Genomic DNA, 25,368 nt, shown 5'->3' on the forward strand with positions numbered 1-25,368 from the left:
CTGCAAAGGAGCAGACCTATGAAGATCGCCGGAGCCCCCATCACCTGGGGCGTCTGCGAGGTCCCCGGCTGGGGATACCAGATGACCCCGGAGCGGGTGCTGACCGAGATGAAGGCCATCGGCCTCACCGCCACCGAGTTCGGCCCGCAGGGCTGGCTGCCGGAGGCGCCCCAGGCACGCGCCAAGGCCGTCGCGGGCTACGCGCTGAAGCCGGTGGGCTCGTTCTTCCTCGCCGTGATGCACGACCCCGACCACGATCCGATCCCGGCCGTCCGCCGCGAACTGGAGGCGTTCGCCGTCGCCGGCGGGGAGTACCTCATCCTGGCCGCCGACTCCGGCCGTGACGGCTACGACGACCGTCCGGTGCTGGACGAGCAGGGCTGGCAGACGCTCTTCACCAACCTGACCCGGATCAGCGAGGTGTGCGCCGAGGCCGGCGTCACCGCCTGCATCCACCCGCACTGGGGCACGATGGTGCAGAACGTCGACGAGGTCCGCCGGGTGCTCGACCACTCCTCGGTCGGCCTGTGCCTGGACACCGGCCACCTGGCCGCCGGTGGCGCCGACGTGGCCGCGCTCGCCCGGGAGTATGCCGCCCGGGTCGCCATCGTGCACGCCAAGGACATCCACAAGGAGATGACCGACAAGCTGCTGCCCGGCGAGCTGTCCTGGTCCGACGGCGTCAAGGGCGGCATGTTCGCCCCGATCGGCGAGGGTGACATCGACTTCGCCGACATCGTGAAGACCCTCGACGCCGCCGGCTTCGACGGCTACTACGTCCTGGAGCAGGACATCATGCTGGACGGCGAGCCGCCGGCCGACGGTGGCCCGGTGGTCTCCGCCAAGGCCTCACTGGAGGCCCTGCAGGCGCTGGCCTGATCCCCGGCTCGCCGGGCCCACACCCCACAGCGCGACGGCGCGTACCGCACAGTCGGTACGCGCCGTCGCGCTGTGTCGGGCTGTCGCGCTGTGTCGGACTGTCGCACTGTGTCCGGATCCACCGTCCGTCAGACCAACACCAGGTAGACCGCGGAGAGCACCACGAAGCCGGTGACCAGCCGGGCGAACCACACGTCGTCCAAGCGGCCGACGACGATCCGGCCGACCCAGGCCCCGAGCCACACCACCGGGACGAACACCAGCCCGGTCAGCAGCACCGGTCGGGTCATCATGCCCAGCCCGATCATCACCGGCAGCTTGAGGGCCAGGTTGACGGTGGCGAAGAACCACGCGGTGGTGCCGAGGAAGGCCAGCTTGCCGTAGCGGGCGCCGAGCAGGTAGAGGCTCATCGCCGGTCCGCCGGCGTTGGCGACCATGGTGGTGAAGCCGGCCAGCGCGCCGTACGCCCGGGCCTCCGCCGCCCCGGGCCGGTGCCGCCGGGTGAGCAGGCCGACCACCAGCAGGACGAGCAGGATGACGCCGATCGTACGACGCAGCACCCCGTCGTCGACCCGACCGAGGAACACCCCGCCGGCGGCCACGCCGAGCACGACAGGCAGCAACAAGCGGCCGAGCAGTCGCCAGTCGGCGTCGTGCCAGTAGGTGCGCAGCGCCCAGGCGTCACCGGCCAGCAGCATCACCAGCAGAACGGCGGTCGACTCCTTGGCCGGCAGCGCGAGGGCGGCGAGCACGACGGCAGCGGTCGCGGCGCCGGAGAGGGCGGTCTTCGAGAAGCCGCCGATGAACGCAGCGGTGCCGAGCAGCAGCCAGCCGGCGAACGTGAGGGGGAGCATGATCCATTATGTATGTACATTTCGATCAGTTGTGCGCCCATTCAGTGGCCGGACAGGGATTCGGCACACCGCTACAGTGATCTGAATCACACCCTTTTCGGGGGAGGAACCACCGTGAGCAGCCACACCTATCGGATCGTCGAGTTGGTCGGGACCTCTCCCGACAGCAGCGACGACGCCATCGCCCGCGCCATCGCGTCCGCCGAGACCCGGTACGGCGCGGTCGACTGGTTCGAGGTCGTCCAGCACCGCGGACACGTGGTGGACGGTCGCGTCGCCCACCACCAGGTCACCCTGAAGATCGGCGCCCGCCTGCCCGAGGACTGACCTCGGGCAGGCGGGCGCGGATGACGGGTCGCCGACGGCGACGTACGGTCAGGGCTCGACGGTGACCTTGATCGCCTCGCCCTTGCGGACGATCTCGAAGGCGTCGAGCACCCGCTCCAACGGGACGTGCGCGGTGATCAGGTCCTTGACCGGCACCTGGCCCGAGGCGATGTAGGCCAGCGCCCGCTTGTTGTGGTCGGGCGAGGACCCGTTGGCGCCGTGGATGTGCAGCTGGCGGTAGTGCACCAGGTTGGAGTCCAGGGTGATCGTCGGGTTGGTCTTCGGCAGGCCGCCGAAGAAGGAGATCCGGCCGTTGCGGGCGGCCATCGCGACCGCCTGCTCCTGGGTGACGTTCGCCGGGGTCGCAGTGATGACGACGTCGGCGCCTCGACCGCCGGTCATCTCCAGGACCTTGGCGACGACGTCCTCGGTCGAAGCGTCGATGGTGGCGTCCGGGTGGACCGCGTCGGCGGACATCGTCAGCCGCTCGGCGTTGATGTCGACCAGCACGATGGTGCCGGCCTTGTGCACGCCCCGGGCGATCCTGGTGTGCATGCAGCCGATCGGGCCGGCGCCGAAGACGACCACGAAGTCGCCCTCCTCGATGCCCACCTGCTCCTGGGCGTTGATGGCGCAGGCGAACGGCTCCGCCGCCGAGGCCTCGTCGTAGCCGACGCCGTCGGGGATCCGGTTGAGGCCGTCGACCTTGAGCACCTGCTCGGGGACGATCATGTACTCGGCGAAGCCGCCGTCGTACTGGTAGCCGACCGAGGTCTGGTTCTGGCAGACCTCCATCCAGCCCTTCGTGCACTCGTAACACTCACCGCAAGGGACGGCGGCGATGGACTGCACCCGGTCGCCGACCTGGAAGCCGCCCAGGGCGTTCGCCCCGACCTCGACGACCTCACCGGCGACCTCGTGGCCCATCGTCGTGGTCCCGGTGATGTTCGGGTGTCCGTTGTTGTAGATCTTGACGTCGGTGCCGCAGGTCGAGCAGTTCTTGACCTTGATCTTCACCTCGTTCGGACCGCAGACGGGTTCCGGCACATCCTCGACCCGGACGTCCTTGGGGGCGTAGAAGCGCAACGCCTTCATCTGGTTCACTCTCCTTCTTCCGGAGCCAGCAGCTCCATCACTTCGTCTGGACTGGATGCCGTACGCAACTTCTCCGCACTGGCGGGGTCGGCGAGCACGCCGGCGAGGGCGCCGAGGATCCCCACGTGCTCATCGGTGGCGGAGGCGATCGGGATGGCCACGTAGACCGTGTTGCCGTCCCAGTCGATCCCCTCGGGGAACTGGAGGAAGCCGAGCGCGGTCTTCTTGACGTACGCCCGGGCCTCGTTGGTGCCGTGCGGGATGGCGAAGCCGTTGCCCATGAAGGTCGACACCTGCGTCTCACGGGTGAACATCGCGTCGGTGTAGGCCGGATCGGTGGCGCCGACCCCGACCAGGACGTCACCGCAGAGGCGGATCACGTCGTCCTTGGTGCGGCTCGGCAGCGCGAGCTGGATCGCTTCCCGCGGCAGCACGTCGGAGGGCAGCTTCTTGCGCCGGCGGGGCCGGGTGGCGGTGGCCGCACCCGCTGCGGCGACACCGGCCGCGGTGCCTGCGACGGCCGGGGCGGTGGCCGCCGCCGGAGCGGCGGGGCCGGCCATCAGGTCGGGGCCGATCGGAGCGCCGGCCTTGATGGCCTGCTCGACGGCGGTGAAGGCCGGGTCACCCATGTACACCTTGAAGGGCACGATGGCCGCGTTGGGCACCTGGCGGTGCGCCCGGTCGGCGAGCCCCTCCTGGGTGAGCACGACCTGGGCGTCGGCCGGGATCTCGTTCACCGGGGTGTGGATCACGTCCACACCGTACGGCTTGAGCTTCTTCTTCATCGCGCTGGCGACCATCACACTGGACCCCATGCCGGCGTCGCAGGCGATCACCACCTGGCGGACGTCGTGCCCGCTGATCGTCGGACCGGCGGCGGCAGCGGCGGCAGCCGCCGCGGCGATCTCGGCCTCGGTCTCCGGTGCCTCGACCTCCTCGACCAACACGTCGGGCTGACGCTCGGCCTTCAGCATCAGGAAGGCGACCAGGAAGGCCACCGTGGTGGCGACGGCGAAGTCGGCGAGGTTGGCGAGGTAGTTGCCGCGCGGGGTGACGGCCATCCAGGCGATGATCGAGCCGGGCGAGGCGGGAGCGACCAGGCCGGCGCCGAGCAGGGTGCCGGTGAGCACGCCGGACATGCCGCCGAGGATGGTGGCGAGGATCAGCTTCGGCTTCATCAGGACGTACGGGAAGAAGATCTCGTGGATGCCGCCGAAGAGGTGGATGATGATGGCGCCGGGGACGGTGCCCCGGACCACCCGCGGACCGGCGATCCAGTAGGCCAGCAGGAGCCCGAAGCCCGGACCGGGGTTGGACTCGACCATGAACAGGATCGAGCTGCCGGCCTGGCGGACCTGCTCGATGCCGAGTGGGGTGAGGATGCCGTGGTTGACGGCGTTGTTGAGGAAGAGCACCTTGGCCGGCTCGACCAGGATCGAGGCCAGCGGCAACAGGTGCCGGGCGACCAGGAAGTCCACGCCGCCGGCCATCCAGTTCACCAGTGCGGTGACCACCGGCTCGATCAGGTACCGACCGAGGATCGCCAGCGCTGCGCCGAAGATGCCGATCGAGAAGGTGTCGACCAGCATCTCGAAGCCGGACGGGACCTTGTCCCGGACGACCTTGTCGAACTGCTTCAGCAGCCAGGCCGCGACCGGACCGATGAACATGGCGCCGAGGAACATCGGCACCGAGGCACCGACGACGACGCCCATCGTGGCGATCGCGCCGATCACGGCGCCGCGCTGGCCGTGGACCGTACGGCCACCCGTGTAGCCGATCAACAGCGGGAGGAGGTAGGTGATGATCGGGTCGACCAGCTTGGCCAGGTCGGCGTTGGGGGTCCAGCCGGTGGGGATGAAGAGGGCCGTCAGCAGGCCCCAGGCGATGAACGCGCCGATGTTCGGCATGATCATGCCGGCGAGGAAGCCGCCGAACTTCTGCACCGAGGCCCGGAACCCGTGTCCTTCGAGGTTCTTGTTGACTCGTGCGTCAGGGAGAGGGAGAGACATCTCAACTCCGTTGGTGTGACTGCCCGTACGGACCGGACAGGATCGTCTTTGACCGTGGACTCCAGAGTCCTGCGCCCGTTTGTGTTTGTCAAGGCCATCCGATCGTCTGCGTTTCTCGCAGTACGGTCACGACTTGGACATAAACCAACATTAAGGCCACATAAACGAAGACAACCACCAACCTTGCCTGCCGGCGATTGCCGCCCGAGGGACGCGTACGCCGCACCACTGCGCCTATCCACTGCCACCAGCCCGGGCCGAGCAATCGGGCATGGGCCGGACATCTCGCAAGCCCTCACACACTCGACACCACCCGAACTCACATAAGCCAACTTGCACGCGTAGATAACTCTGACTAATCTTTGGCGGTGCGCCACACCCTGGCGCTCTTTGCTGACCGCACCGACACCGAGGACGCTCATGACCACCCGTTTCCACACCCTCGCCGCCGCCGTGGCGGCTCTGGCCCTGTCGACCGTCGGGCTGGCCGGGTGTGCCGCCGGCCAGGAGACCTTGAAGATCTCGGCCGACGCCACGCCGCACGCCGAGATCCTGCAGTACGTCCAGGACTCCGGGCAGCTGAAGGACACCAAGATCCAGATCGAGACGATCTCCGGTGAGGTCGACCCGAACCAGCTGCTCGAGGCCGGCGACGTCTCCGCGAACTTCTTCCAGCACAAGCCCTACCTCGACGACTGGCAGGCCCAGCACAAGACGAACAACCTGGTCAGCGTCGCCTCGACCCACCTCGAGCCGATGTCGATCTACTCCCACAAGTACACGGCCGTCGCCGACATCCCGGCCGGCTCCACCGTCGCGGTGCCGAAGGATCCGACGAACTACGCCCGCGCGCTGTACGTACTGCAGACCGCCGGGCTGCTGACGATGAAGCAGCCCGCCACCGAGGCCAACATGTCGACCATCACCGAGGCCGACATCGCCAGCAACGCCAAGCAGCTGAAGTTCGTCGAGCTGGACCGCCCACAGCTGCCGCGTACGCTCGACGACCCGCAGGTCGCCGCCTCGGTGATCAACTCCAACTACGCCATCGAGGCCGGGCTCACCCCGTCCAAGGACGGCCTGGTCACCGAGCCCGTCGCCAACAACCCGTACGCCAACATCCTGGTGACCACCACGGCGAAGCAGAACGACCCCGGCATGAAGGAACTCGCCGCGGCGCTGGAGTCCCCCCAGACCGCGGCCTGGATCAAGCAGAAGTACGGTGACTCCATCGTCCCCGTCCATGAGAGTGCCAAGTGATCGAGATCGACCAGCTCGCCAAGACGTACACCACGCGACAGCACGGTGACGTCGAGGCGCTGACCGGCGTCACGCTGCGGGTGCCCGACGGTGCCATCCAGGGCATCGTCGGGCCCTCGGGCGCCGGCAAGTCCACCCTGCTCCGCTGTCTGAACCTGCTGGAGCGCCCCACCGGTGGTCGGATCGTCCTGAACGGGGACGACCTGACCACCTTGTCGTCCGCGGACCTGCGGGCGGCCCGGCGCCGGATCGGGACCGTGTTCCAGCACTTCGAGCTGCTGCACTCCCGCACCGTCGCCGACAACATCAGCCTGCCGCTGGAACTGGCCGGCACCCCCGACGCGGAGCGCCGGTCCCGGGTGGCCGAGCTGATCGAGCTGGTCGGCCTGCAGGGCCGCGAGCGCTCGTATCCCTCCCAGCTGTCCGGCGGCCAGCAGCAGCGGGTCGGCATCGCCCGGGCCCTCGCCGCCCGGCCCGACGTGCTGCTGTGCGACGAGCCGACCAGCGCCCTGGACCCGGCGACCACCACCCAGATCCTCGACCTGCTCGCCCGGGTCAACCGGTCGGTCGGCGTGACGATCCTGTTGATCACCCACGAGCTGGCGGTGGTCCGGCGGATCTGCACCCACGCGGCCCTGCTGGAGCACGGCCGGATCACCGAGTCCGGCCCGGTAGTCGACCTGGTCACCGACGCCTCCTCGGCGCTGGGCCAGCTGATCTCCCCCGTCCCCGCGGGCACGATGGGCCGCCCAGGGGCCGCCCTGATCACCGCTCTCGACGACGACGCCGACCAGCCGTGGCTCAGCGAGCTGGCCCGTACGTACGACCTGGACATCTCGGTGGTCGCCGGCGGGGTGGAGCGGAGCGGCGCCCGGCGGGTCGGCCGCGTGGTGCTGCAGTTCGCCGCCGACGTCGACCGGTCGCTGGTCGAGGGCTTCCTCACCCGTCACGACCAGGTGCGGCTGACCTGGCTCGACCAGCTCGCGGCCACCCCGCAGATCGACGAGGACCTGGCATGACCGACAAGATCACCTGGATCAAGGCGCTGCCCGAGCTGTGGACGGCCTCCCTGGAGACCGTCTACATGGTCGGCGTGTCCTTCGTCATCGCCTTCGTCGTCGGGGTCGCCCTCGGCGTGCTGCTGCACATCACCGACCGGCACGGGCTGCGGCCCAACGCGACGGTCAACCAGGTGCTGGGCACCATCGTCAACATCGTCCGGTCGATGCCGTTCATCGTGCTGCTGATCCTGCTGCTGGGGCTGACCCGGCTGATCGTCGGCACCGCGATCGGCCCGACCGCCGCGATCGTGCCGCTGAGCATCGCCGGCATCCCGTTCTTCGCCCGGGTGGTGGAGAACGCACTGGCCGAGGTGCCGCGTGGCCGGGTCGAGGCGGCTGCCGCGATGGGCGCCACCGACCTGCAGGTGATCCGCAAGGTGCTGCTGCCGGAGGCTGCCAGCGGCATCATCGCCGGCTCCACGCTGACCCTGGTGATGCTGGTCGGCTCGTCGGCGATGGCCGGTGTGATCGGCGGTGGCGGGCTGGGCGACCTCGCCCTGGTGTACGGCTACCAGCGGTTCAACAACCAGGTGCTGATCGCCTGTGTCGTGGTGCTGATCATCCTGGTGCAGGGCATCCAGATGATCGGCGACGGCTGGGTGCGGGCCCGGGCGCACAAACGCTGAGCCCCGGACCGCGCACGGAGCGGCCCGGGTGCTGATCGTACGATCTCGTGGTCAGTCCTCGGTGAAGTAGACGCCCTCCCGGACCAGGCCCATGCCGAGATCCAGCGGCACCACCGGGACGACCTCGCCGGACCCGATGCTGTTCAACCAGGCGAGCGCGCGAACCAGACGGGCGTAGTCGTCGGTCTCCACATAGAAGTAGAAGGTGTGCGGGACCGGCGCGACCGCGCCGACGTGGACGGTGACCCCGTCCGTGCTCTTGAGGGCTTCCCACCACTCGTCGAACTGCTTGGCCGTCTCCGGACGCCGAGCCGGGCAGTCGTGGCTGAGGTGGGTGTGGATGACCTGGTAGAACATGGCGTTCCCCCTCTGTGGACAATGGCCGTTCCAGTCGCCAGTGTGACCCACATCACTGAGGCCAGGCGAAGTGCCGCGATCGGGAGGTCACCACGCTTCCGGCGCTACAGTGCCCACCCGCCGCGGTTCCCCCCGCCGCCGAAGGCGTCCCGAGGGGAGCGCGTCCGGGAGCCGAGGTAGCTGCCGACCACGGCCGAGCCCAGCTCGTCCAGCTCGGGGGCGACCGTACGACCGTCCGCCCGACGGGCCATCGAGTCGACGAACCGGGCCAGCCCCGGGTCGTCGCCGAGCCGGAAGAAGGTGGTCTGGGCACCGAGCCGGCGGGAGGCGTCCAGCTCCTGCACGGTCCGGGCGATGGTCAGCGGGTGCGGCGGGTAGTCGAACCACACCTCGCCGTTCGGCTCCAGGTGGGAGGTGGGTTCGCCGTCGGTGACGATCAGCAGCACCGGCTGGGCGTCCGGGTGCTTGCGGAAGAAGCGATTGGCCAGCAGCAGGGCATGGTGCAGGTTGGTGCCCTTCTCCCATTGGCTGTCCAGCCCGATCAGCCGCTCGATGTCCATCACCTGGGCGATCCGGCCGAACCCGATCACCTGCAGCAGGTCGCCGCGGAAGCGGGTGCTGAGCAGCTGGTGCAGGGCCAGCGCCGTACGTTTCATCGGCACCCAGCGGCCGTCCATCGCCATCGAGAAGCTGGTGTCGACCAGCAGCGCGACCGCGGCCCGGGTGCGTTCCTCGGTCTCGGTGACCTCGATGTCGTCCAGGGTGATCCGTACGCCCTCCGTGGCGGAGCCACCGGCGGCGACCGTGCGGACGACGGCGTTGGTGATCGTCCGGGACGTCGCCCAGGGCTCGAGGTCGCCGAACTCCCAGCCGCGGGAGGCCCCGGTCGGTTCGCCCAGCAGGCCGGCCTTGCGGGCGTCGCGCTGGCCCTGTCGGCTCGCCAACCGGGTCGCGACGTCGCGGAGCAGCTGCTTGCCGAGCTGGCGCATCGCCCGGGGGCTGAGCCGCAGATCGCCCTCGGGGGCCCGCTTCAGGTAGCCGGAGTCGCGCAGCGCCCGTTCCAGCTGGGCCAGCGCCCGAGCGTCGACGGCGGCCTCGGCGCCGAGCTGACGGGCCAGTGCGTCGAGGTCGATGTCGTCCAGCTGGGAGCCCTCGCGGGACTGGGCGAGCTGGTCGGTGAGGTGGTCGAGGTCGGCGAGGTCCTGCAGCACCCCGGTGCCATCACCCAACCCGAGTCCCTCCTCGCCCTGGAACCGTTCGGAGCCGGCCCAGTCCTCCCCCGGGCGCAACGCACGCAGGTTGCCGTCCATCCGGGCGAGCTGGTCCATCAGGTCTGGTGAGCCGAAGGCCTGCGCCGACAGCTCCATCAGCTCGGCCCGCTGCTCGGCGCTCATCGAGTTGAGCATCCGCTGGGCCGCGGCGCTGCGGGCCGCCAAGGCATCGAGCAGTTCCTCGATGTCCTTGGGCTGCTCGGGGAAGAGGTCGCCGTGCTTCGCCATGAAGTCGTCGAAATCCTCACCGGTGTCCTCGCCGCGGCGGTGCTTCTCCAACAGCTCGTTGAGGTCGCGCAGCATCTCGCCGATCCGCGCGCGGTCCTCCTCGGTGGCGTTCTCCAGCGCCTGCTTCATCCCGGCGAACCGCTGGTCGAGCAGCTCACGGCCGAGCAGGTCCTTGATCCGGTCGTACGCCTCGCGGGCCTCGCTGCTCTGCCAGTCGTACGAGGACAGCTCCTGGACCGCGGCGGAAGTGGCCGGCGGCAGGTCGTCCAGCTGCAGCTGACGGAACGCTCGGTCACCCTCGTCCATCATCGGGTCCCGGGCGAGCTGCTTGCGCTCGGCCAGCACCGCCTTGTCGAGCAGCTCGCGGACCTGCTGCAGGGTGCCGTCGAGGGAGTGCCGGTCGAGGAGTTCCCGGCGGCGTTGCGCGACCCGGCGGGCGAGGTCGTCGAGACCGGTCCGCTGCTGGCCGCCGGTGCCCTTGGCGCCGCGGCGGAGGTATTCGCGCATCGCCCGCTCGGGTGACCAGCCGGCCATCACGTCCTCGCCGATCGACGCGAGCGCCTCGGCGAGGTCGACCGGCGGGGCGAGCGGGTCGCCACCGGCGTAGCGGGTGTAGCGGCTCATCGCTGCCTCATCTCATCGCCGCCTCATCCGTACAGCGTTTCGCCGCCGCCGGACTCCTTGCCGATCCGGCGGGCCAGGTAGAGGCCCTCGAGGGCGAGTTCGACGCCGCCGGCGATCTCACCGGGGGTACGGGCATCGAGGCGCTGGGCGATCTCGTCGTAGAGAGTGGACTCGCCGAGCGCCGGCAGCCCGGCGAGGAACTCGTCGGCGGTCATCCGGACACCGGTGGCGACCGTACGCCCCTGTTCCACCGCGGCGACCAGCAGGCCGAGGTCGATGCCCCGCAGCCGCTCCCGGACACAGGCGGCGATGGCCGTCCGCAGCAGATGGTTGAGGATCTCGGTCTCCCGACCCTCCTCACCGGTCTCGAACTCGATCTTGCCGCGCAGCACGTCGACCACCGTGTCGAGGTCGACGCAGCGGGCGATCGCCCGGTCCTCGCCACGGACGGTGGCGCGGTGCAGGGCGGAGGCGGCGACGGTCTCCGCGCCGGCGATGGCGAACCGAGCGCTCACTCCGGAGCGCTGGTCGACCGCTGCGGACTCACGGAGCGCCCGGGTGAAGCGGGCGACGATCTCCAGCACCGGCTCGGGCACCTCGGCGACCAGCCGGGCCTCCTGCCGGATGACGGCGATCTCGTCGTCGAGGGTGGTCGGGTAGTGGGTGCGGATCTCCGCGCCGAAGCGGTCTTTGAGCGGGGTGATGATCCGGCCGCGGTTGGTGTAGTCCTCGGGGTTGGCGGAGGCGACCAGCAGCACGTCGAGCGGCAGCCGGAGCACGTAGCCGCGGATCTGGATGTCGCGCTCCTCCATCACGTTGAGCAGCGCGACCTGGATCCGCTCGGCGAGGTCGGGCAGCTCGTTGATCGCGACGATGCCGCGGTGGCTGCGGGGGACCAGGCCGAAGTGGATGGTCTCCGGGTCGCCCAGGTGGCGGCCCTCGGCGACCTTCATCGGGTCGACGTCGCCGATCAGGTCGGCCACGCTGGTGTCCGGGGTGGCGAGTTTCTCGGCGTAGCGCTCGGAGCGGTGCCGCCACTCGACGGGCAGATCGTCGCCCAGTTCGGCGGCACGACGGCGCCATTCGGGGCTGATCGGCTCGAACGGGTGCTCGCCCAGCTCGGAGCCCCGGATGACCGGGGACCACTCGTCGAGCAGACCGACGAGCGTACGGAGCAGCCGGGTCTTGCCCTGGCCACGCTCGCCCAGCAGGACGATGTCGTGGCCGGCGATGAGGGCGCGCTCCAGCTGCGGGATCACCGTGTCGCGGAAGCCGTGCAGGCCGGGCCACGGGTCCTCCCGGCGGCGGAGCTTGTCGAGAAGGTTGTCGCGGATCTCCTCACGGACGCCACGCAGGCGGTGCCCGGAGGCACGCAGCTCGCCGAGCGTACGTGGGGACGGGGCGAAGGATGAGGTGCCGGTCACATTGTCCACGCTAACCCCGGGTTCGCGTCGACAAAAGGGGCTCGCGATCATGGCCCCGTCGGCACCGGTCCGCGGCGGCCCGGATCTAGCGTGCCGGCGCCGGATAGATGCCGCCGCTTGCCTGGCGTCCACCGTCGACCGGCAGGATCACGCCGGTGATGTACGACGCCTCGTCGCCGGCCAGGAACACCACCGCCGCCGCGACATCGGCCGGGGTCCCCGCACGGCGGATCGGAGTGTGACCGATAATCGCGTCGCGCAGCGAGGCGGGCGCGCCCGCTGTGCGTGGCGTCTCGATGAACCCCGGTGCCACGGCGTTCACCCGGATGCCGTCGACAGCGTGGTCGAGCGCCATCGAGCGGGTCATGTTGTTCAGCGCCGCCTTGGTCGTGTTGTACGCCACCGCCCGGTAGTCACCCCGGAAGCTCTGCACCGAGGAGATCTGGATGATCGAGCCCTGCGTCTTCCGCAGCTCGGGGATCGCGGCACGGCTGAACAGGTACGCGCTGGTGATGTTGCTGCGCAGGAGATCAGCCCAGGCGTCCGGCTCGACAGTGGTGACATCGCCGGAGAGGGCGTTCCCGACATTGTTGACCAGAAGGTCCAGCCCACCGAACCGCTCGACCGCCACCTGAACGGCCCGCATGGCCGTGGCCTCGTCACCGGCGTCACCGAGCACGGCGGCGACCCGCTCGGACGGGAGCGCGTCAAGCGAACGCCGCAGAGACTCCACCCCGCGGCTGACGGCGACGACGTTCGCGCCTTCCTGGATGAGCCGGGCAGCAATGCCCTCCCCGATGCCGGAGCTCGCCCCGGTCACGATCGCGGTCTTGCCGGCAAGTGCGTACGCCACGAGGTACTCCCTGTCGTTGTCGGTGGGCGGGGGTCGCCTCGATACTGGCACTCCGACCCAAGGGCGAGCATCGAGGCGCACCGGACTCGTCGCGCTCGGCGCGGACCATGGGGCCGGCGCAGTTCGGGGCAGCCACGCCCACGCCGTCTCGTCGGCTGACAGATCTGCTGATATCGGCTGACGGATCGATTCCTTCGCTCAAGCAGATTCCTCGAACCCACCCAGATTCCTCGAACTGACGATCGATTAGTGTCAGTGGTGTGCCGTACCGTTGGCGGCATGGAGGGGACATTGTTCGAGGTGCCTGATCCGGGCGGTGATGGGCCGGATCAGGACGGTGCTGGGCCGGATCAGGGCGGTGACGCGGCCGGCAGGCCGGCTGCTGGCCGGGGTGCCGGTGGGATCGAGCTCGACACCGGCCTGCTGGACGAGGCCGAGGCCACGCTCGCGGATGTGGTGATGCCGGTCGCGTTGGCCCCGGACCGGGTGATGCCCGGTCTGGTCGGTGACGCGTTGGAGGAGATCGACGCGTTGCGGACCCTGCGGGCCGCGGCCGAGGCCCGGGAGTTCGCATTGGTCGGGCATGCGGCGACGATCGCCCCACCGCCTGCCCAGCATCCGTTGCCGGGTGGGGAGAGACTGGTCGATCTGGGCGGGGACGGCTGTCCGCTGGTCGCGGAGTTCATCGTGGTCGAGATCGCCGCCCTGCTGCACACCACCCATGCCTCGGCCCGTGCCCTGATCGCCGACGCCCTGTCGGTGCGGTGGCGCCACCCGCGGATGTGGGCGGCGGTGATGGCGGGCCGGCTGCCGGTGTGGCAGGCCCGCCGGATCGCGCAGGCGGTCCGCTGGGCCCGGCTGGCCCGACCCCAGGCCCTGCAGATCGACCGGCATCTCGCGCCGGCTCTGGGCGCGGTGTCGTGGACCCGGCTGGAAGCCCTGGTGGAGGGCGAGATCGTCGCGGCCGACCCCGCCGCCGCAGCAGAGGCCGAGCAACGGGCACGGACCGGCCGCTACGCCCGGGTGGTCCGTGACGAGTCCGGGCAGGCCGGGGTGCGGACCCTGGTCGCCCGGCTGGCGACTCCCGACGCGGGCCCAGCTCGATGCGACCCTGAGCCGCCTGGCCGCCGCCCTCGCCACCACCGGCGCGGACGCCGACAGTCTGGACGTACGCCGGTCCCGTGCGCTGGGGATGTTGGCCACCCCTGAGCGGGCGGTCGCGCTGCTGGCCGGTGACCGTCAGGCTGCAGACCGGTTGCGGGCGCCGGTGCGGCTGTATGTCCACGTGAACGCCGAGCGTCTCGACGACCGGGGCGTCGCCCGGCTGGAGGGCGAGGGGGCGGTCCCCGTCCAGACCCTGAGGGCGTTGTTGGCGGACTCCACGGTGCGGGTGACCGGGGTGATCGACCACCGCGACTCCGAGCCGATCGACGCCTACGAGATCCCCGAACGACTGCGTGAGCAGGTCATCCTCGCCCAGCCGTACGACGTGTTCCCCTGGGGGGCGCGCCGGTCCCGCCACGCCGACCTCGACCACACCATGCCCTACCATCACGCCGGCCCACCCGGTCGGGCCGCGCCGCCGGGTCAGACCCGGATCGACAACCTCGGCCCGCTGTCGCGGACCGCGCACCGCGCCAAGACCCACGCCGGCTGGCGCTGCCGCCAGACCGCCCCCGGCCACTGGCTGTGGCGCTCCCCCTACGGCCGCGACTACCTGGTCGACAACTGGGGCACCCACACCCCCGACCACCCCACCACCAGCCAACCCTCCGACCTCGAGCTCGACGCCATCGACCGGCTCACCGCCCCACCCCGGCACCGTGCCCCGAGCCCCCGGAGGAGCCGCCGGCCACGAGGGCAGCGGCACCGAGGGCAGCGGCACCGACGGCGGCCCCGGGACCGACGGCACTACCGCGGCCGGGTCGTCCGTCAGCGCTGATCAGGCGAACACGCGGACGACCGCGGCGATGTCCTCGGCGCCCTGGCCCTGCTCCTCGGCCCGGGCGTACAGTCCCCGCACTGCGTCGAGGATCGGGAACGTCCCCGCGTCGCCGGTGGCGGCCTCGGCCAGTTCGAGGTCCTTGTGGAGGCCGCGAAGCTGGAAGTTGGCCGGCTGGAAGTCGTCGGCCAGCATCAACCCGCCCTTGGCATGCGCGTAAACCGTGTCGGACTGCCCACCGGCGATCGCCTCGAGGAACAGCCGCTCGTCCAGGCCGAGGGCCCGCAACATGGCGAAGGCCTGGCCGGTGCCGGCGGTGAGCAGGCCGATCCAGGTGTTGCAGACAAGCTTGAGCCGGGTCCCCGCACCGACCTCGGGACCGGCGACGACGCGCTTCTGGCTGATCACTGCCAGCAGCGGCTCCACAGCGGCCAGCCGGTCGGCGTCGCCCCCGGTGAGCAACACCAGCGTGCCGGACTCGGCCGGCCCCTTCGTCCCGAGCATCATCGCCTCGACCAGCGCCAGGCCGTGGTCGGCCGCGACCGACACCACCTGGTCGGTGCCGTCGACTCCGATCGTGGACATCTGCACCCACAGGGCACCGGCGGGCGCGGCACCGGACGCCTCCCGGATCACCGAGACGACCGCCTCGGCATCGAACAGGGTCATCAGCACGATATCGGCCGACGCGACCGCTTCGGCCGGGGTCGCCGCCACCGTCGCACCGAACTCGGCGAGGGGCTCGGCCCGCTCCGCCGTACGATTCCAGACCGTCACGTCCACACCTCTGCCGAGGAGACGCTCGGCGAGCGCCCGCCCCATGATCCCGGTGCCGAGGATGACGACCTTGCCCAACCCGCTCATCTGCGCTGACCCTCCTGTGTCGGTGTGGTCGTCACACTACGCGCCCGGGATCGGCCGCCCTCCGGGAGGACCGGGCAGGCCCGAAGGACGCCCGGGGGTCAGGAGTGGGAGCCGGGCCGCTCGGCGTGCCGATGGCGGCGCCGGGCCGGCGGAGCACCCGCACGGTCGCCCCGAGTGGAGGGGGTCTGCTGGCCCGATCGCTTCTCCGCGTGCTGTTCGGGCGCGCGGCTCCCGGACGTACGTCCCTGGGCCGGCCCGGACGCACCCCTGCCAGCAGATCCACCCCTGCCAGCAGACCCACCCCTGCCAGCAGATCCACCAGGGCCAGCAGACCCACCACGGCCAGCAGACCCACCACGGCCAGCGGTGGACCGCGAGGAGCGGCCCGATCCCGAACGCCGCGACCGACCGGAACCGGATCCCGAGCCGGAGCGCCCCTGACCGGAGTCCCCCGACCCCTGCGACCCCCGCGCCGCACCAGCGGCGGGCTCCGGGCTCACCAGAGCACGGGCCTCGTCCGCACTCAGCGTCACCCGCTCCCCCGGCGCCAGCGACTCGAGCACTGCCGGCTCCGGCTCGGCCACCTCGGGGGTGATGCCGGCCTTGCGCATCATCTGGCGGACCTCCTGGCGCTGGTCCGGGGTCACCAGGGTGACCACCGTGCCGGAGTGCCCGGCGCGCGCCGTACGGCCCGAGCGGTGCAGATAGGCCTTGTGCTCGACCGGCGGGTCGGCGTGCACGACGAGGGCGACGTCGTCGACGTGGATGCCGCGGGCGGCGATGTCGGTCGCCACCAGGGTGCGGACGGTGCCCGACTCGAACGCCGCCAGGTTGCGGGTGCGGGCGTTCTGCGACAGATTGCCGTGCAGGTCGACGGCCGGGATGCCCCGATCCACCAGCTGCTTCGCCAGCCGCTTGGCGCCGTGCTTCGTACGGGTGAAGAGGATCGTCCGGCCCGGCGCCGAGGCCAGGTCGGCGAGCACCCGGCCGCGGGTGTCCTTGTCGACGCGCAGCACGTAGTGGTCCATCGTGGACACCGGCGACTGCGGCGAATCGGCCTCGTGGGTGACCGGATCGTGCAGGTAGCGCTTCACCAGCACGTCGATGCCGTTGTCGAGGGTCGCCGAGAAGAGCAGCCGCTGGCCGGTCGTCGGCGTACGGTCGAGAATCTTGCGGACCATCGGCAGGAAGCCCATGTCGGCCATGTGGTCGGCCTCGTCGAGGACGGTGATCTCGACATCGTCGAGGTTGGCGGCGCCCTGGCCCATCAGGTCGAGCAGCCGGCCCGGGCAAGCGACGAGCACGTCGACCCCGCGGGCCAGCGCCTGCACCTGCGGGCCCTGGCCGACACCGCCGAAGACCGTACGACTGGTCAGCCCGACCGCCGCCTCCAGCGGCTTCAGCGACTCCTCGATCTGGGTCGCGAGTTCGCGGGTGGGCGCCAGCACCAGGGCGCGCGGGCGCTTCGGGCGGGCCTTCCGCGGGGCGGCGACGAGCCGGGCCACCATCGGCAGCAGGAAGGCGTACGTCTTGCCGGAGCCGGTGCGGCCCCGACCGAGGACGTCACGGCCGGCCAGCGAGTCCGGCAGCGTCGCCGCCTGGATCGGGGTGGGCACGGTGATGGCGCGCTCGGCGAGGACGTCGGACAGGGACGCGGGCACACCGAGGCGCACGAAAGCTGAAGTCAAGGAGGTTCCTTAGAAGTGTCTTGCCGGGGGATCGCATCGCCCACTGGGACAGACACGGCGCATCATCGGGAGGGATCCCGGGCGCCCGGCGGCCCGAGGCAAGACTCGGCGGGCCGACGCGACGAACCTACCCGGCAGCACGGCGAAAACCAACTCCACGGACCGTACGCCGGCCCGACGGCCCCCTCCGCACACCTCTCCGCACTCCGGCCACCCCTCCCGGACCCTCGACTTCTCCTCAGCAAATAAACATGGTTAGAGTGTGTAAAAACAGATCGGAGGAACCCATGTCCACCACCACCGGCTGCCGCTGCGGCGAGCACGACGAGACCGCCGTCCCGTCCATCAACGTCCTCGACCTCCCCCACGCCGTCCGCCACGGCGCGGTGATCGGCGCCATCACACAGCTCTCCCAGGGCGGGTCGCTGGACGTCGTCGCCCCGCACAACCCGCTGCCGATGATGGCCCAGCTCGAGGACGTCGCCCCCGGCCAGTTCGACCGCACCTACCTCACCGAGGGCCCCGAGCAGTGGACGGTGCGCTTCACCCGTCGCTGACGGGCCACGCCCGGTCGTCCGGGACACCTGACGGCGCTGGTCGCGCGGCCTAGATTGGGCCGCATGACCAGCGCCGCGTCCGCGCCCGCCACCGAGAGCCCCGCCCAGACCTACGACGTGATCGTCCTCGGCGGTGGCCCCGCCGGGGAGAACGTCGCCGACTACGCCGTCCGCGGCAGTTCCCGCACCGCGGCCATCGTCGAGGCGGAGCTCCTCGGCGGCGAGTGCTCCTACTGGGCCTGCATGCCGAGCAAGGCCCTGCTCCGACCGCTCGACGTCGCCGAGACGGCAGCCAACCTCGCCCCGCTGTCTGTGCCGACGCTGGACCGCGACGCACTGCTCGCCCGGCGCGACGACTGGGTCTCCCACTACGACGACGGCGGACAGGTGCGCTGGGCCGAGGGGGCCGGCCTGACCATGGTCCGCGGCCACGGCCGGCTGGTCGGCGAACGGACTGTCGAGGTGGTCGACGGGCAGGGCACCGTACGCCGCCTGATGGCGCGCACCGCGGTCGTGCTGGCCACCGGCTCGGTCCCGGTGATCCCGGGACCGTTGACAGCGCTCCACCCGTGGACGACTCGCGACGTCACCGCGGTGATCGAGGTGCCCGAGCGGCTGGCGATCGTCGGCGGCGGGGTGTCCGCCTGCGAGGCGGCCCGCTGGATGACGGCACTCGGCTCCCAGGTCACCCTGCTGGTGCGCGGCGGACGCCTGCTCGGGAAGTTCGAGGAGTTCGCCGGCGAGGAGGTCGCCGACGGGCTGCGGTCGGCCGGCGTGAGCGTACGTCTCGCCACCTCGGTGACGGCGGCCAGCCGGCAAACGGTCGACCCGGAGGCACCGGTCGGCCGGACGCACGGCGGTCCGCTCACCCTGACCCTCGACGACGGGACGGACCTCGAGGTCGACGAGATCGTCGCGGCGACCGGGCGGCGACCGACCACCGACACCATCGGGCTCGACACGATCGGCCTCGACCCCGCCGCGCTCCGGGGTCGTACCCACGGCGGCGACCTGCCGCCCTGGCTGTTCACCGTCGGCGACATCAACGCCGAGGCGATGCTCACCCACTGGGGCAAGCACCAGGCCCGGATGATCGGCCGACGGATCGGTGCACTGGCCGAGGGGCGCACCCCGGCCGCGGAGCCGCCGGCGCCGGTCCCCCAGGTGGCCTTCACCTCACCGCAGGTCGCCTCGGTCGGTCTCACCTCGGCGCAGGCCGCGCGGGAGGGTCGTACGGTCCGGCTGCTCGACGTCGACTACACCTCGGCCGCCGGCGCCGGGCTGCTGCGCGACGACGCCGCCGGCCGGGTCCGTCTGGTCGTCGACGCCGCCACAGAGGTGGCGCTCGGAGCCACCTTCGTCGGGCCGGAGGTGGCCGAGCAACTGCACGCCGCCACGATCGCCGTCACCGCCGGGCTGGATCTGGCGACGCTGCGCCGGGCCGTGCCGAGCTATCCGACCGCCTCCGAGGTGTGGCTGCGCCTCCTCGAATCCTGAGGCCCGCTGGGCCGCGCCGGTCGATCTCAAGGAGATGGTGTACGCGCCCCCGTCGGCCTGAGGGGATCGGCGTGTCGAGCTGACGACAGGGGCAGCGCCACCGGCGGGCGGACGGGGATTCCAGGTCCCCGGCCGCCCGCCGTTTCATGGTTCCAGGGGGCCTCCAGGCACCCTCCCATGTCAACTCTCACACGCGCCACGTTAAATCTTTCCTTTCGCGTGTTAACAGGCTACGCTCGGGAGCGGAAACAGTGGCCGGGCACCGATGCCCGGCCGGGGACGCACGGCAGGGTTGCCGGCGTGGAATCGAGGTCTCCCCTTTCCGGTTGACGGACCGCAATGTCGCGGCAGACACGGTCCCCTTCCGGGACCGGGGTCTCCCGGAAGGAAACGACTCTGATGCGAAGTTGGCAGTCGACGGCGACACGGCCGGCCCAGGGGTGGCGTCCATGACCGCGGCGAGACGGAGCGACGACGCGGTGCTCGAGGTCGAGGACATCACCAAGAGCTTCGGCGGCATCCCGGTGCTCAAGGGGATCTCGATGGCCCTGGACCGCGGCACCGTCACGGCCCTCGCCGGCGAGAACGGCGCGGGCAAGTCCACCCTGATGAAGATCATCGCGGGGCAGTACGCGCCCGACGCCGGCCGCGCCCGGGTCGCCGGACAGGATCTGCCGTTCGGCGACATCATCGCCGCCCAGAAGCTCGGCGTCGCGATCGTGCCCCAGGAGCTCACCGCGATCCCCGAGATGAAGGTCTACGAGAACCTCGCCGTCGGGCGCGAGATCACCCGTGCCGGCTTCCTCGACCGGCGGGCCCTCAAGCGACGGGCGAGCGAGCAGCTGGCCACCTTCGGGATCGACATCGACCCCGAGCTGCCGATGCACCGGCTCCCGGTCGGCCTCCAACAGATCGTGGAGATCGTCAAGAACGTCGACCGCGGCGCCACCGTCCTGCTGCTGGACGAACCGACCTCGGCCATCGCCGACCGGGAGCGGGAGCACCTCTACGAGCTCGTCGACCGGCTCCGCACCCGCGGGGTGGCGATGATCTACACCACCCACAAGATGGAGGAGATCCACGCGATCGCCGATCGGGTGATCGTGCTGCGCGACGGCGTCCTCACCGCGGACACCCCGGTCGCGGAGACCACCGAGCAGTCCATCGTCACCGCGATGGTCGGCCGTGAGCTGACCAGCGTGTTCCCGCCTCGGCCCGAGCCCGCCGACGACACCGTCCTCACCCTGCGGGACTGGCAGGTGACCGGGGCCTCCGCGCCGGTCGACCTGGACGTACGACGCGGCGAGATCCTCGGCCTGGCCGGCCTGATGGGCGCCGGCCGCACCGAACTGCTGGAGTCGATCTTCGGTCTGCGCCCGATCGACGGCGGCACGCTGACGATCAAGGGGCGTACGGTCGCCGCGCCGACCCCGGACCGGATGATCCGGAACGGCGTCGCCATGGTGCCCGAGGACCGCAAGGGCAGCGGCCTGCTGCTCGAGCTGCCGATCAGCACCAACGGGGCCCTGCCCAACCTGCGCAAGATGTCGGCCGCCGGCTTCGTCCGCCCGGGGCGGATCCGCTCGCTGGTCGGCGATGCGATGGACCGCGTACGCCTCAAGAGTGCCGGGCTGCACCAGCCGGTCGGCGCGCTCTCCGGCGGCAACCAGCAGAAGGTCGTCCTCGGCCGGTGGCTGACCGACACCGTCGACCTGCTGCTCCTCGACGAACCGACCCGCGGCGTCGACGTCGGCGCCCGTTCGGAGATCTACCGCATCATCGTCGAGCTCGCCCGGCAGGGGATGGCCGTGATCATGGCCTCTTCCGATATGCCGGAGGTGATGGGTCTGGCCCATCGCACCCTGGTGATGCAGCAGGGTGCCGTCCGCGGCGAGCTGGGCCGCGACGTCCTCGACAGCGGGGACGCCCAGGAAACCATCTTCCGTCTGGCCACCGGACTGGAGTCGAACAATGTCTGAACACACCACGGAGGTCGACATGGCGGCTGTGCCCGCACCCGCAGCAGAAGGATCGCGCCGATTCCATCTGAACGCGGCGACGATCAAGGACATCCTGATCCGCTACGCGATGGTCTGGATCATGCTGCTGATCATGGCGTTCTTCAGCTACCGCAGCGCCCGGTTCGCCACCGCCGACAATCTGCTCACCATCCTGGTCGCCGCGGCGCCGTTCGCCCTGATCGCGCTGGGCCAGACACTGGTCATCCTGACCGGCGGCATCGACCTGTCGGTGGGCAGCGTCATCGCGGTGAGTGCGATGGCCGCGGCGTACGTCGCCAAGAACGTCACCGGCAACCCGGGGGCGGCGCTGCTGGTCGCGCTGGCGGTCGGGCTGCTCTGCGGGGCGATCAGCGGCCTGCTGGTCTCGGTGGTGCACGTGCCGCCGTTCATCGCCACCCTCGGTGTGATGACCGCCGCCTCCGGTGCCGCGTACGTGGTCGGCAAGGGGGCCCCGATCAACGGGCTGCCCCCGTCGTTCGGCGCCATCGCCAACACCAAGGTGATCGGCCTCACAGTGCCGGTGCTCACCATGATCGTCGGCATCATCGTCATCGCCGTGCTGATGAAGCGGACGGCGTACGGCATGCAGGTGTACGCCGTCGGCGGCAACGAGCAGGCCGCCCGGATCGCCGGCGTCCGGACCAAGGGCATCCTGTTCAGCGTGTACGCGATCAGCGGCACCCTGGCCGGGCTGTCCGGGCTGATGCTGGCCTCGCGGGTGATCTCCGGCCCGCCGAACCTCGGCACCGGCTACGAGCTCGACGCGATCGCCGCCGTGGTGATCGGCGGCGCGAGCCTCTCCGGTGGCCGCGGCTCCATCTGGGGCACGGTGATCGGCCTGTTCCTGATCCAGACCCTCAACAACGGCCTGGACATCCTGATCGTGCCGGCCTACTGGCAGAAGGTGGTGAAGGGCCTGTTGATCGTGACCGCGGTCGCGATCGACGTCTGGTCCACCCGACGCCGCAGTTCCTGAGCCGGCCCGCGGCATCGGCCGGTCCCGCCTCCTTCGCCTGGGCGGGACCGGCTAGTGTCGTGCCTGCTATGGAGCTCGTGGCCGGGGTCGACGTCTCGACCCAATCGTGCAAGGTCACCGTCCGCCGCGCCGTCGACGGTCGGGTGCTGCGCCACGGCCAGGCCGCCCACCCGCCGGGCACCGAGGTCCATCCCGAGGCCTGGCTCCAGGCGTTCCGTACGGCCGCTGCGCAGGCCGGCGGCCTGGACGATGTCGCGGCGATCTCGCTGGCCGGCCAGCAGCACGGCCTGGTCGCCCTCGACCACCGGGGCGAGGTGATCCGGCCGGCCATCCTCTGGAACGACCGGCGGACCGTCCCTGCGGTGGCCTCGCTGCTGACGGACATGTCAGCGGCCGCCTGGACCGCGGCGGTCGGCACCGCCCCGGTGACCTCGCTGACCGTCGCGATGCTGCGCTGGCTGGCCGACCACGAACCCGACAACGCCGCCCGGATCGCGGCCATCGCCCTGCCGCACGACTGGGTCACCTGGAAGCTGTCCGGGTCGGACTCCCTGGCGGACCTCACCACCGATCGCTCGGAGGCCTCCGGCACCGGCTACTTCGATCCCTCGACGGACAGCTACCGCCGGGACCTGCTGGCACTCGCCCTGCGACGCGACGACGCCGCGGACATCGTGCTGCCCAGAGTGCTCGGCCCGGCCGAACCGGGCCTCCGGGCGGATCGTACGGTGGCCCGGGACGCCCTGCTCGGGCCCGGTGCCGGGGACAACGCCAGCGCCGCGCTGGCGATCGGGATGGCCCCGGGCGACGTGATGCTGTCGATGGGCACCTCGGGGGTGGTGTCCGCGGTGACCGACCGGCCGCCGCATGACCGTGGCGGCCTGGTGGCGGGCTTCGCCGATGCGACCGGGGCCTACCTGCCGCTCACCGCGATGCTGAACTGCGCGCAGGTGTTCGCCTACACCGCCGACCTGATCGGCGCCGGACTCGACGAGTTCGGCCGGCTGGCGCTCGAAGCCCCACCGGGGGCGGACGGCCTCACCCTGCTGCCCTTCCTGATCGGTGAACGGACCCCGCACGCCCCGGACGCGACCGGCTCGTTGACCGGTCTGACGCCCACCTCCTTCACCCGGGCGAACCTGGCCCGCGCCTCCGTCGAGGGGGTGCTGTGCGGCCTGCGGTACGGTCTGGAGGCGCTGACCGCGGTGGGCATCGAGGCCCGACGGATCCTGCTGGTGGGCGGCGGGGCGCGATCGGTCGCCGTGCAGCGGATCGCCCCGGCGATCCTGGGCACCGACGTCGAGCTGCCCGAACCGGCCGAGTACGTCGCGATGGGGGCCGCGAAGCAGGCGGCCTGGATGCTCAGCGGCGGGCCGACGCCGCCGGCATGGCTCCACCCGCCCCGTACGGTCCAGCAGGCGGAGCCCACCCCCGAGGTGTGGCGGGAGTACCGTCGGCGCAGCGGGCTGGACGACTGACTCAGTCCGGCCCTGGGGCCGAGGTGCTGCGCCGTCGGGCGTCGGCGATGCCGATGCCCAGAGCGATCAGCAGGATGGCGGCCGTGAGCGCCAAGGACAGGGCCAGTGCGTGGGCGTACGCCGCCCTGTCGCCGCCGGCGGCGAGTCGGGCGAAGTAGACGGTGGTCAGCAGGGCCAGGCCGACCGATCCGCCCAGCCGCTGGAAGGTCTGCAGCAGACCTGCGGCGGTGCCGGCCAGCGAGGTGGGGATCTCGGCCAGGGTCAGCGTCTGGTTGGGCGAGATGACCGACCCGCTGCCCCAGCCCGCGACCGCGAGCAGCACCGGGATCACCCACTGGACCACGCCGGGCGACGCGATCTCGGCCACGACGACGAGGCACGCCACCGCGACGATCATCACGACCAGCCCGCGGATGACGAGTCGCCGGCCCAGGTCGATCACGTGCCTGCCCGACCATCGTGCCGCCGCCGCAGAGGCCAGGGCGAACGGCACCTGCGCCAGGCCGGCGATCAGCGGGGAGTGGTGCAGGCCGTCCTGGTAGTAGAGGGTGACGACCATGAAGATGCTGGTGAACCCGGCGAAGTAGGCGGCCGCCAGGGCGGCGCCCATCACGAAGCCGGTGTTGCGCACCAGCGTCCCCGGCAGCACCGCCGGTCGACCGTGCCCGTCCTCGCGACGCTCCCACACCACCAGGGCGGCACCGAGCACCGCGGCCACGGCGAGCAGCCACCACGGCGCCCCCGCCAGACCGGCCGGATGGGACGACGCCGTCACGAACGGCCACATCATCGCCACCACCATCAGCGCGATCAGCACCAGGCCCGGCAGGTCGAGGCCGAGTCCCCCGGCGGCGCGCGGGCCGGCCGTGCGGCGCGGCAGGATGCGGGCCGCCAGCGGAAGCAGCACCAGGCCGATCGGGACGTTGATCAGGAAGACCGACCGCCAGCCGTGCTCGGGCCCGATCGCGGTGACCAGGATGCCGCCGAGCAGGGGGCCGACCGCCGTGGAGACACCGATGGTCATGCCGAACAGACCGAAGGCACGGGCCCGCTCGCCACCGCGGAAGAGCTCCTGGATCAGCGCCGAGATCTGCGGATTCATGATGCCGGCGAAGACGCCCTGGACCAGGCGGAGCACGGTGAGAACGACCGCGGACGCGGCGAAGCCGCAGGCCAGGGAACTGGCGGTGAAACCCGCCAGGCCGAGCAGGAACATGTTCCGGCGGCCGACGACGTCGCCGAAGCGGCCGGCGGGCACCAGCATCAGCCCGAAGGTCAGCGAGTAACCGGCCACGATCCACTGGATCTGCGAGGCCGTGGCGCCGAGTGCCTGCTGGATCGACGGCAGGGCGACGTTGACGATCGACACATCGAGCAAGGTCATGAATCCGGCGGCCAGGACGACGGCGAAGGCTCGCCAGCGTCGCGCGTCCGCTGCTGTTGCAGGATCTGTCACGCTGCCATCCTGCACCAC

At 71.1% G+C, this 25,368-nt stretch carries 22 protein-coding genes; 12 read left to right on the top strand and 10 right to left on the bottom strand.

Annotated features, from left to right (window positions below):
* Positions 1-18: 18 nt before the first annotated feature.
* The gene (locus R0146_RS02900) at positions 19-879 is read left to right on the top strand and encodes a sugar phosphate isomerase/epimerase family protein (RefSeq protein ID WP_317691356.1); all 861 of its coding nucleotides are present in this window, start codon (positions 19-21) and stop codon (positions 877-879) included.
* A gap of 128 nt (positions 880-1,007) precedes the next feature.
* Here R0146_RS02900 and R0146_RS02905 read toward each other — a convergent pair whose 3' ends face one another.
* On the bottom strand, positions 1,008-1,733 hold the full coding sequence (locus tag R0146_RS02905; RefSeq protein ID WP_317691357.1) for a TSUP family transporter: 726 nt from the start codon (positions 1,731-1,733) through the stop codon (positions 1,008-1,010).
* Positions 1,734-1,847: 114 nt separating this feature from the next.
* Here R0146_RS02905 and R0146_RS02910 point away from each other — a divergent pair, with 114 nt between their 5' ends.
* Entirely contained in the window at positions 1,848-2,060 is a 213-nt protein-coding gene (locus R0146_RS02910; RefSeq protein WP_317691358.1) for a dodecin, read from the top strand.
* 48 nt (positions 2,061-2,108) lie between these two features.
* Here the strand turns inward: R0146_RS02910 and R0146_RS02915 are convergent, their stop codons facing one another.
* Both R0146_RS02915 and R0146_RS02920 read right to left on the bottom strand, forming a co-directional pair.
* Positions 2,109-3,155 carry a zinc-dependent dehydrogenase gene (locus tag R0146_RS02915; protein ID WP_317692325.1) on the bottom strand — a complete coding sequence of 349 codons (1,047 nt, stop codon included), beginning with the start codon at positions 3,153-3,155 and terminating at the stop codon, positions 2,109-2,111.
* A gap of 5 nt (positions 3,156-3,160) precedes the next feature.
* Complete coding sequence (locus R0146_RS02920) at positions 3,161-5,167, bottom strand: PTS mannitol transporter subunit IICBA (protein ID WP_317691359.1); 2,007 nt, start codon at positions 5,165-5,167, stop codon at positions 3,161-3,163.
* 420 nt (positions 5,168-5,587) lie between these two features.
* On the opposite strand from R0146_RS02920, the gene R0146_RS02925 reads away from it, so the two are divergent.
* From R0146_RS02925 to R0146_RS02935, 3 genes are read left to right on the top strand one after another with little or no spacing between them, the layout of a single operon-like run.
* Positions 5,588-6,427 (top strand): MetQ/NlpA family ABC transporter substrate-binding protein, encoded by an 840-nt coding sequence (locus R0146_RS02925; protein ID WP_317691360.1) that lies wholly within the window; start codon positions 5,588-5,590, stop codon positions 6,425-6,427.
* Positions 6,424-7,446, top strand: a complete 1,023-nt coding sequence (locus R0146_RS02930) for a methionine ABC transporter ATP-binding protein (RefSeq protein ID WP_317691361.1) — start codon at positions 6,424-6,426, stop codon at positions 7,444-7,446. Before R0146_RS02925 ends, R0146_RS02930 begins: the two co-directional genes overlap by 4 nt.
* The gene (locus R0146_RS02935) at positions 7,443-8,114 is read left to right on the top strand and encodes a methionine ABC transporter permease (RefSeq protein ID WP_317691362.1); all 672 of its coding nucleotides are present in this window, start codon (positions 7,443-7,445) and stop codon (positions 8,112-8,114) included. Before R0146_RS02930 ends, R0146_RS02935 begins: the two co-directional genes overlap by 4 nt.
* 51 nt (positions 8,115-8,165) lie before the next feature.
* Here the strand turns inward: R0146_RS02935 and R0146_RS02940 are convergent, their stop codons facing one another.
* From R0146_RS02940 to R0146_RS02955, 4 genes are all read right to left on the bottom strand, one after another.
* Positions 8,166-8,471, bottom strand: coding sequence for a DUF3303 family protein (locus tag R0146_RS02940; protein ID WP_317691363.1), 306 nt, complete (start codon positions 8,469-8,471; stop codon positions 8,166-8,168).
* Positions 8,472-8,575: 104 nt separating this feature from the next.
* The gene (locus R0146_RS02945; protein WP_317691364.1) at positions 8,576-10,594 is read right to left on the bottom strand and encodes a vWA domain-containing protein; all 2,019 of its coding nucleotides are present in this window, start codon (positions 10,592-10,594) and stop codon (positions 8,576-8,578) included.
* A 23-nt stretch (positions 10,595-10,617) separates the two neighbouring features.
* Complete coding sequence (locus tag R0146_RS02950) at positions 10,618-12,018, bottom strand: sigma 54-interacting transcriptional regulator (protein WP_317691365.1); 1,401 nt, start codon at positions 12,016-12,018, stop codon at positions 10,618-10,620.
* 85 nt (positions 12,019-12,103) lie between these two features.
* Positions 12,104-12,871: an SDR family NAD(P)-dependent oxidoreductase gene (locus R0146_RS02955; RefSeq protein WP_317691366.1), complete on the bottom strand. Its 768-nt coding sequence runs from the start codon at positions 12,869-12,871 to the stop codon at positions 12,104-12,106.
* Positions 12,872-13,150: 279 nt separating this feature from the next.
* Between R0146_RS02955 and R0146_RS02960 the strand changes: the two genes are divergently transcribed.
* Positions 13,151-14,080, top strand: a complete 930-nt coding sequence (locus tag R0146_RS02960) for a hypothetical protein (protein ID WP_317691367.1) — start codon at positions 13,151-13,153, stop codon at positions 14,078-14,080.
* Positions 14,064-14,813, top strand: a complete 750-nt coding sequence (locus tag R0146_RS02965) for a hypothetical protein (RefSeq protein ID WP_317691368.1) — start codon at positions 14,064-14,066, stop codon at positions 14,811-14,813. The genes R0146_RS02960 and R0146_RS02965 overlap by 17 nt, the downstream gene beginning before the upstream one ends.
* Here R0146_RS02965 and R0146_RS02970 read toward each other — a convergent pair whose 3' ends face one another.
* Both R0146_RS02970 and R0146_RS02975 read right to left on the bottom strand, forming a co-directional pair.
* Positions 14,814-15,677: an NAD(P)-dependent oxidoreductase gene (locus R0146_RS02970; protein WP_317691369.1), complete on the bottom strand. Its 864-nt coding sequence runs from the start codon at positions 15,675-15,677 to the stop codon at positions 14,814-14,816.
* Between the two features lie 98 nt (positions 15,678-15,775).
* Positions 15,776-17,365: a DEAD/DEAH box helicase gene (locus R0146_RS02975; protein WP_317691370.1), complete on the bottom strand. Its 1,590-nt coding sequence runs from the start codon at positions 17,363-17,365 to the stop codon at positions 15,776-15,778.
* A 287-nt stretch (positions 17,366-17,652) separates the two neighbouring features.
* Here R0146_RS02975 and R0146_RS02980 point away from each other — a divergent pair, with 287 nt between their 5' ends.
* The 5 genes from R0146_RS02980 to R0146_RS03000 all read left to right on the top strand — a co-directional run bounded on the left by R0146_RS02980 (position 17,653) and on the right by R0146_RS03000 (position 23,894).
* Entirely contained in the window at positions 17,653-17,922 is a 270-nt protein-coding gene (locus R0146_RS02980) for a DUF2249 domain-containing protein (RefSeq protein ID WP_317691371.1), read from the top strand.
* A gap of 63 nt (positions 17,923-17,985) precedes the next feature.
* On the top strand, positions 17,986-19,419 hold the full coding sequence (locus tag R0146_RS02985; RefSeq protein WP_317691372.1) for a dihydrolipoyl dehydrogenase family protein: 1,434 nt from the start codon (positions 17,986-17,988) through the stop codon (positions 19,417-19,419).
* A gap of 449 nt (positions 19,420-19,868) precedes the next feature.
* Positions 19,869-21,398, top strand: a complete 1,530-nt coding sequence (locus R0146_RS02990) for a sugar ABC transporter ATP-binding protein (RefSeq protein WP_317691373.1) — start codon at positions 19,869-19,871, stop codon at positions 21,396-21,398.
* Positions 21,391-22,416: an ABC transporter permease gene (locus R0146_RS02995; RefSeq protein ID WP_317691374.1), complete on the top strand. Its 1,026-nt coding sequence runs from the start codon at positions 21,391-21,393 to the stop codon at positions 22,414-22,416. Before R0146_RS02990 ends, R0146_RS02995 begins: the two co-directional genes overlap by 8 nt.
* A 68-nt stretch (positions 22,417-22,484) precedes the next feature.
* Positions 22,485-23,894, top strand: coding sequence for a xylulokinase (locus R0146_RS03000; RefSeq protein WP_317691375.1), 1,410 nt, complete (start codon positions 22,485-22,487; stop codon positions 23,892-23,894).
* Between the two features lies 1 nt (position 23,895).
* Here R0146_RS03000 and R0146_RS03005 read toward each other — a convergent pair whose 3' ends face one another.
* A complete protein-coding gene (locus R0146_RS03005; RefSeq protein WP_317691376.1) occupies positions 23,896-25,350 on the bottom strand; it encodes an MFS transporter in 1,455 nt (484 codons plus the stop codon).
* Positions 25,351-25,368 lie beyond the last annotated feature (18 nt).

It is taken from the genome of Raineyella sp. LH-20 (genome assembly GCF_033110965.1).
Taxonomy (GTDB): domain Bacteria; phylum Actinomycetota; class Actinomycetes; order Propionibacteriales; family Propionibacteriaceae; genus Raineyella.

Excerpts from the sequence above, each read along its gene's own strand:
- R0146_RS02900 (WP_317691356.1), top strand. The coding sequence starts at position 19 with ATGAAGATCGCCGGAGCCCCCATCACCTGGGGCGTCTGCGAGGTCCCC.
- R0146_RS02905 (WP_317691357.1), bottom strand. The coding sequence starts at position 1,733 with ATGCTCCCCCTCACGTTCGCCGGCTGGCTGCTGCTCGGCACCGCTGCG.
- R0146_RS02915 (WP_317692325.1), bottom strand. The coding sequence starts at position 3,155 with ATGAAGGCGTTGCGCTTCTACGCCCCCAAGGACGTCCGGGTCGAGGAT.
- R0146_RS02920 (WP_317691359.1), bottom strand. The coding sequence starts at position 5,167 with ATGTCTCTCCCTCTCCCTGACGCACGAGTCAACAAGAACCTCGAAGGA.
- R0146_RS02925 (WP_317691360.1), top strand. The coding sequence starts at position 5,588 with ATGACCACCCGTTTCCACACCCTCGCCGCCGCCGTGGCGGCTCTGGCC.
- R0146_RS02935 (WP_317691362.1), top strand. The coding sequence starts at position 7,443 with ATGACCGACAAGATCACCTGGATCAAGGCGCTGCCCGAGCTGTGGACG.
- R0146_RS02940 (WP_317691363.1), bottom strand. The coding sequence starts at position 8,471 with ATGTTCTACCAGGTCATCCACACCCACCTCAGCCACGACTGCCCGGCT.
- R0146_RS02945 (WP_317691364.1), bottom strand. The coding sequence starts at position 10,594 with ATGAGCCGCTACACCCGCTACGCCGGTGGCGACCCGCTCGCCCCGCCG.
- R0146_RS02960 (WP_317691367.1), top strand. The coding sequence starts at position 13,151 with ATGGAGGGGACATTGTTCGAGGTGCCTGATCCGGGCGGTGATGGGCCG.
- R0146_RS02965 (WP_317691368.1), top strand. The coding sequence starts at position 14,064 with ATGTTGGCCACCCCTGAGCGGGCGGTCGCGCTGCTGGCCGGTGACCGT.
- R0146_RS02970 (WP_317691369.1), bottom strand. The coding sequence starts at position 15,677 with ATGAGCGGGTTGGGCAAGGTCGTCATCCTCGGCACCGGGATCATGGGG.
- R0146_RS02980 (WP_317691371.1), top strand. The coding sequence starts at position 17,653 with ATGTCCACCACCACCGGCTGCCGCTGCGGCGAGCACGACGAGACCGCC.
- R0146_RS02985 (WP_317691372.1), top strand. The coding sequence starts at position 17,986 with ATGACCAGCGCCGCGTCCGCGCCCGCCACCGAGAGCCCCGCCCAGACC.
- R0146_RS02990 (WP_317691373.1), top strand. The coding sequence starts at position 19,869 with ATGACCGCGGCGAGACGGAGCGACGACGCGGTGCTCGAGGTCGAGGAC.
- R0146_RS02995 (WP_317691374.1), top strand. The coding sequence starts at position 21,391 with ATGTCTGAACACACCACGGAGGTCGACATGGCGGCTGTGCCCGCACCC.
- R0146_RS03000 (WP_317691375.1), top strand. The coding sequence starts at position 22,485 with ATGGAGCTCGTGGCCGGGGTCGACGTCTCGACCCAATCGTGCAAGGTC.